Origin of the sequence: Meiothermus sp. (assembly GCF_025056915.1) — a bacterium.
Classification (GTDB): Bacteria; Deinococcota; Deinococci; order Deinococcales; family Thermaceae; genus Meiothermus.
The window spans coordinates 1-729 of sequence record NZ_JANWVH010000175.1 but is presented as its reverse complement, the minus strand read 5'-3'; the positions used below and the strand labels follow the sequence as shown (position 1 = coordinate 729).

Genomic DNA, 729 nt, shown 5'->3' with positions numbered 1-729 from the left:
ACTTATACCAAATCTCACCCAAAGTGACACCTAAGTTAGGATAGGGGAATGAGTCGAAGGATTGCCCCAATCGATTGGACCGAAAGCGTAGGGGAGTTGGAGGATCTGTATAGACGGGAGAAGCACCTGGAACGACGCAAACGGCTGCAGGCGATGTGGCTGGTACGTCGAGGCAAAGAGTTGCAGGATGCGGCTAAAGAAGTGGGGATTGGACGTAAAACCCTCAGTAGATGGCTGGGTTGGTATCGGGCCGGGGGATTGGCGGAGGTATTGAAGCGCGTACCGGGGTGGGGGGTCAAAGTCCGTCAAGCCCGGCTGGATGAAGGCCAACAGCTGGAACTGAAAGCCGAGAGTGCCAAAGGAAGCTTTCGCACCTACGAAGAAGCGCGGCAGTGGGTGCAACAACGCTTTGGGGTACAGTACAGCTATAAAGGCCTCTATGGGCTGATGGCTCGATGGAAGATTCACCCCAAAGTACCGCGACCGAGTTCGGCCAGGGCTGATGCGGCGGCGCAAGCGCGGTGGAAAAAGGGGGGCTCAAAGCCCTGATTGCCGATTGGCTCAACCTAGTGGGTCAAACCATGGGTGTACGCTTCGCTGGAGCACAAACGCCTGGCTGCCGAGCAGTTTCTCACCCAGCTTGCGGCTGACCCAACCAGGGTCAAGCAGCTTTGCTTTTGGCCCTGGATTCAGGAGGCTTTATGTGTCACCTCGTCGTAGAATTGGTAT

Annotated in this window: 1 protein-coding gene; it reads left to right on the top strand. The window is 56.2% G+C overall.

The window, feature by feature from the left end; translation table 11 throughout:
• Positions 1-48 precede the first annotated feature (48 nt).
• On the top strand, positions 49-549 hold the full coding sequence (locus tag NZN28_RS14515; protein WP_295399364.1) for a winged helix-turn-helix domain-containing protein: 501 nt from the start codon (positions 49-51) through the stop codon (positions 547-549).
• The last annotated feature ends 180 nt before the right edge of the window (positions 550-729 follow it).